Origin of the sequence: Methylomicrobium sp. Wu6 (genome assembly GCF_035916875.1) — a bacterium.
GTDB lineage: Bacteria > Pseudomonadota > Gammaproteobacteria > Methylococcales > Methylomonadaceae > Methylomicrobium.
Window position 1 is genome coordinate 1 of the sequence record NZ_JAXUHN010000011.1, and the last position, 5,352, is coordinate 5,352.

Sequence of the window (5,352 nt, forward strand, 5' to 3'; positions counted from 1 at the left end):
CCGCCCCGCTCAGAGCCGGACGGGATATTCATCCCGTCCGTAACGTTTGGGAAGTGTGCGCACGCAGATGATAATTTCGTGTTTGCGGAGGGCTTCCAAACGTTGGGACGGGGTTGCAAACCCCGTCCCGCACAAGCATAAGAAGAAGCCGGACGGGATATTCATCCCGTCCGTAACGTTTGGGGTGTGCGCACGCAGATGATAATTTCGTGTTTGCGGAGGGTTTCCAAACGTTGGGACGAGGTTACAAACCCCGTCCCGCCCAAAGGTTTCCCAAACGTTGGGACGGGGTTGCAAACCCCGTCCCGCACAAGGGGCAATATACCCCGTCCGGCGTTCGGTTATAAACCCCGTCCCGCCTAGGGTGGTTTGTGGCTTCGCTTAGCGGATTTCCAAACGTTTGGGACGGGGTTGTAAACCCCGTCCCGCTTAAGCATAAGAAGAAGCCGGACCGTCCGTAACGTTTGGGGTGTGCGCACGCAGATGATAATTTCGTGTTTGCGGAGGGTTTCCAAACGTTGGGACGGGGTTGCAAACCCCGTCCCGCACAGGCAATATACCCCGTCCGGCGTTCGGTTATAAACCCCGTCCCGCCTAGGTTATTAGCGGCATTGTGCTGGAGCGTACTTCGCACTGGCTGCAGGCACCGTACATGTCCAGACTATTTCAGCAGCTGGGGGCGTGCCAGCAACCAAAGCAGCACCACCCGACGTTGGTGTCAGAGTTAAGGCAAAGGCGCCAGCTTTAGCGGTTGTGGTAAGTGAAAGGACACCAGCACCAGTGCACGGAGTTGCATTGGCCGCTACGTTCTCTGTTGCCGTTGTTGCCGAGATGCCGGCGCAAAGACTCGCTGCGCCGCTGGCGGCATTTTCGGAAACCGTCGCTTTCATGCTCGACATGTTGACCAATGCTTCTGATACGCGGGCACGGACGGTGTAATCGGTATAGGCAGGGATAGCAACCGCCGCCAGAATGCCGATGATCGCGACCACGATCATTAATTCGATCAGGGTAAAGCCTTGTTGTTTTTGCAGTGTAATGTTTTTCATTGTAAGTTCCTCTTGGGGTGGGGTGGTGTCAAAAGACAATTGGGTATAAGCAGGTTGCGTGCCAGAGCCTTCGAAAACCGATCCAAAAGTCGCATAAAAACCCTAAATCCTTTTTATAACCAATACGCTATGGCTATTATTTTTTTCCCAGAAAAACTTTTTTATTTTGCCGACGACATGGATTTGGAAAGTCAGCCCCATGGCAAGTGACAAAAAAAGCGTCGTTTTGTGACGTTTTTTGTCACCCGCCGATTTTTGTTGTGCTATGCTTCTTTTACAGTATGACTCGCCTCGCTTCCGCTCTTCGGCGTCGAGGCCACTGGCTTCATTGCTTAATAGGATTACTCCATAACGCCGCATTATTCTATGCAAGAATCGCATGCTTTGCCTTTTGAACTTACCGCCGAGTCCGTCAGCGACTGGCTGCTTTCCATCGACCGGCTTTTCCTTGCGGAAAAAATCAACGCCCTCAATGGCGTGCTGAATACATTAGCGAGCGCCCCGATCGAGAAACACACGCTGTGTTTGATGCTGGGCAAACTGACCGAAAACATCTTGCTGTTGTCGAAACTGCTCGAACATAATGCGCAAAGGCCGGATTATGCCCTGGACAAGGCCAAAAAGTGGATGACCGCGGCCATGCAGTTGCCCAAGAAACTGGGTTTTGCCTACGCGCAACTGGCTCAACAGAACGCCTTGCCCGACGCGCAAAGGGCAGTTTGCGCATACAGGGCCATGCAAATTTTGAGTTTGCTGAGCCAACGCAGCGCAGTCTTCCATGAAGCCCAGGATTTGAGCATCTGGAAAAAATTCGCGGAATTGTATCTGCTGGCGGAAACCAAAGACTGGCTGACGCTCGCAATCGACGACCAGGTTCCCGGAATTACCGCACAAGCCACGCTGGAAGGGGTGGCGAAGCATGCGCTGCTCTTTCATGGTTGCCACCCTTATCGTTATGGCGCAGCCGACATTGCCGGCATTTTTGCCGCTACCGCGAAACTCGCCGCTCACGTCCGGCTCAGCACCGAAAACGCCGATTTCTCCCTAAGCCATTGGCGGCCCGACGCACTGCTCCCTCCCGAATGTACCGACCCGGAAAATGCCCAGCAACGGGTGTTGAGGCTCGATAACAGCGGCCTGGCCGATCTTTTTGAAAACGATCCGGACACGCGGGCGAAATTCGCGGTTTATCCAGGCCTTATAAATCGCTTGACGGCCTATTATGAAGTCAGGCGTTCGGTCGATCCGTTACACGCCCAAACATGCGGCTTGATCATCGGCGGCACCCGGGCCGCAAAATTTTTGAATATCCTGATCAGCCGTTACCGCGTGATGGAACTCAGCGGGATCAATCAAAGCGAACAGAAAGCATCCCGTCTGGAGCTGATTCCGCTGGAGATTAGAAGCACCATGGCGTCGCTGTCTTCGAAAATCCTGGCGGACGTGAATAACGTTTCGGCAAGCCGATTGACGATTTTTGCGACCCAGGAGCGTGCTTTTTGTGTCGCCAAAATCGCCGATCTCAAGTGTTCGCAGGATGAGCCGGCGATTATCGTAGAAGTAGACAAACCGCCTTGTTTTGCGCTGATCCGGCACATTCGGACCGACAGCAACACCCATTTTAGAAATCTGCTGCTTGAAAGAATCGACGGCGAGGTTTATCCGGTCGAAATTGGAAAAAACCAGGGATTCATCATCATTCAGCCCGAATCCGAACGCGCCGAACTGTTTTTACCGCCCGATTGCCGGCATGCAAATACGACGGTGCTGACAATTTCCAGAGGGATTATCGATGCTTCGCTGAAAGTTGAGAGCTTTCTTGAATTAAGCGCTCACTTCGCGCGTTATCAGGTGAGTTTTTGTTGAGCGGGTTTCGATAAGGATATACCATGGGCACAGCCAGGCAAGGTACTTATGCGGGGCTGGGCGTGACCTCTTGCTGGTTGATCGATCCCATTTTGCAGTTCCTCGAAACCTATCATTTATATCAAGGACATTGATTATTGAAGGATGACGACCCGGTGAGCGCCGATCCGTTTGCGGGGCTTACAATTAGCCTGAGTCATTTATGAGTTTAACAAAAGTCAAGCAATGGCGACCAAACCCGCCGGTCCGGAATTTGTTACGGCAAACATGACGCAACTCAACAAACAGTGTGGTTCTTTACCTCATAATCATCCACGGTCAAAATGCTTGCCGCATACCGTTTTTGCCGGTTATCCCTTCATGATTACTGTTATCGGAAATTTTGCTTTCGCCCCCAATAAATTTTTCAAATTGAAAAATACTCTCTATTTCTATTAGACTTACGACACTTTATTCTTGTAAAGCACTAAGGAAGTCGAATTGAAAAAGCAGGTTCCCTTTTTAAAAATTACAAGAAACCAGGCAACTCTTGCCATTCTGCTTTGCTTTTGGATACAAAGGGCGCACCCGGAACCTTTTCCGAAGAAAATCAACCCTGACAGCGTTTATGTGGTAGTCAACTCAGCCAATCCGCAAAGAAATATCAGTCAACCCGGTTTGAATGCTATATTTAATATGCGTTTACGACACTGGAGCGACGACTCTCCGATCACGGTTTATGTATTGCAGGACGAGGACCCTTTGCATAAAAAGTTTTGCAAGCAGAAACTGCACGTATTTCCTCATCAGCTCCGTAAAGGCTGGAACAGACTGGTTTTCAGCGGCACAGGACAGGCCCCCGTATCGATCGAAACGGAGGAAGACATGGTGAAACGAATCAGCGAAACCCCTGGCGCGATAGGCTACCTAAACGGCAAGGACTTGACGGCGGACGTCAAAATATTGGACATCGAATAGAGAATCAGCCTTTATGCGACATTTGCCAACTCCCTCCAAGCATGATCTGTTGCTCGCATGCTGCTGCGCCGGTGCTTTTGCGTTCAGCGCAACCAGCCCGGCGCAAGATTTGAAAATCGATAAATGGCTGCCCGAGTCGGTGCAGGTGCACGGTTTTCTGTCGCAAGGCTTCATTCATACGAGCGATAATAATTTTTTCGGCCATTCCAACGATTCGCTGTCGACCGATTTCAGGGAACTCGGCATTAACGGTTCCTGGAGTGTGTCGCCCGATTTGCAACTGGCGATGCAGGTGGTCTGGCGTAATGCCGGACAAACCGATGAAGGCGATTTGCGCATCGATTACGGGGTGGCCAACTACAATCTTTTGTCCACCGAATCCTCGCTGCTGGCAATCCGGGCCGGCAGAGTGCCGACGCCGCTGGGTTTTTACAATGAGACCCGCGATGTCGCGGCGACCCGGCCGAGTATCCTTTTGCCGCAGTCGATTTATTTCGACGCGAATCGGAATCTGGCTTTATCGGCCGACGGGGGCTATCTTTATGGCGAGCATCGCACTGAATTTGGCGACTTTTCATTCAATTTCGGCCTGATAATTCCGCGCACCGATGATCCGGATTTCAGGAACGTGATCCTCCGAGGCGATCAAGGCAGTTTGCAAGGCGACACTTCCTGGATTACGCGCGTTGAATATGAATCGCCAGGCGAACGTGTCCGTTTAGGTCTCACATATGCCGATTTTTTGAGCAACTTTCATTCATCCGAACAAGCTTTGAATCAGGGATCGTTTCATTTCAATCCGTTGATTTTATCGGCGCAATACAATGCGGAGAAGTGGTCTTTGACCGCGGAATATGCGCTGCGCAGAACCCGGTTCGATAATTTCACAGTCCCCGATTTTGGCTTTACCGGTCAGAGTTACTATATCCAGGGTACTTATCATTTTACCGACAAGCTGGAAGGTCTCGTGCGCTACGATGAATTGATCTGGGATCTTAATGATCAATATGGCTATAACTTTCCCGACAAAAGTGTTCCCAGTTTTTCGCGCTATGCCAGGGACTGGACATTCGGCTTGCGCTATGAAATTCTGCCCTCGCTGATGCTGAGCACCGAATATCACCGCATCAACGGCACAGGCTGGTTATCGCGGCTGGAAAACCCGCAGAGCGAAACGCAGCGCTGGGATATGTACGCGTTCATGCTTTCGTATAGTTTCTGATCGCGCGAGATGGCGCGCTTAGGATTCGGCTACAATAAAAAAACTTCCCGAAATTCGGCTGCATCGCTTTCACACAGAGCATGGAAACTACCCTCGGGAATTGGACTGCATCCCTAAACGAGAAAATCCGGGGGGGGGGGGCAATGCCGTTAAGTTAAGAAGAAAGCTCCCTCTCCTGCTGGAGAGGGTTGGGGTGAGGAGGATCAAAAATAAGGAAAAATACTTTATTTTGATCCCCCCATCCCAACCTTCTCCCGA

The 5,352-nt window shown here is 51.2% G+C and carries 5 protein-coding genes; 4 read left to right on the forward strand and 1 reads right to left on the reverse strand.

Translation table 11 applies throughout. The features are described from left to right. Positions 1-602: 602 nt before the first annotated feature. On the reverse strand, positions 603-1,049 hold the full coding sequence (locus tag U2W12_RS00285) for a pilin (protein ID WP_348529884.1): 447 nt from the start codon (positions 1,047-1,049) through the stop codon (positions 603-605). 366 nt (positions 1,050-1,415) lie between these two features. Between U2W12_RS00285 and U2W12_RS00290 the strand changes: the two genes are divergently transcribed. The 4 genes from U2W12_RS00290 to U2W12_RS00305 all read left to right on the forward strand — a co-directional run bounded on the left by U2W12_RS00290 (position 1,416) and on the right by U2W12_RS00305 (position 5,094). Continuing rightward, a complete protein-coding gene (locus U2W12_RS00290; protein WP_326498677.1) occupies positions 1,416-2,915 on the forward strand; it encodes a hypothetical protein in 1,500 nt (499 codons plus the stop codon). Between the two features lie 225 nt (positions 2,916-3,140). Continuing rightward, positions 3,141-3,353, forward strand: a complete 213-nt coding sequence (locus U2W12_RS00295; RefSeq protein WP_326498678.1) for a hypothetical protein — start codon at positions 3,141-3,143, stop codon at positions 3,351-3,353. Positions 3,354-3,524: 171 nt separating this feature from the next. Beyond that, positions 3,525-3,872 (forward strand): substrate-binding domain-containing protein, encoded by a 348-nt coding sequence (locus U2W12_RS00300; RefSeq protein ID WP_326498681.1) that lies wholly within the window; start codon positions 3,525-3,527, stop codon positions 3,870-3,872. A gap of 13 nt (positions 3,873-3,885) precedes the next feature. Then, on the forward strand, positions 3,886-5,094 hold the full coding sequence (locus U2W12_RS00305; RefSeq protein WP_326498679.1) for a hypothetical protein: 1,209 nt from the start codon (positions 3,886-3,888) through the stop codon (positions 5,092-5,094). The last annotated feature ends 258 nt before the right edge of the window (positions 5,095-5,352 follow it).

Bases quoted from the DNA above. Each gene is read 5' to 3' on its own strand.
- U2W12_RS00285 (WP_348529884.1), bottom strand. From the start codon at position 1,049: ATGAAAAACATTACACTGCAAAAACAACAAGGCTTTACCCTGATCGAA.
- U2W12_RS00290 (WP_326498677.1), top strand. From the start codon at position 1,416: ATGCAAGAATCGCATGCTTTGCCTTTTGAACTTACCGCCGAGTCCGTC.
- U2W12_RS00295 (WP_326498678.1), top strand. From the start codon at position 3,141: ATGGCGACCAAACCCGCCGGTCCGGAATTTGTTACGGCAAACATGACG.
- U2W12_RS00305 (WP_326498679.1), top strand. From the start codon at position 3,886: ATGCGACATTTGCCAACTCCCTCCAAGCATGATCTGTTGCTCGCATGC.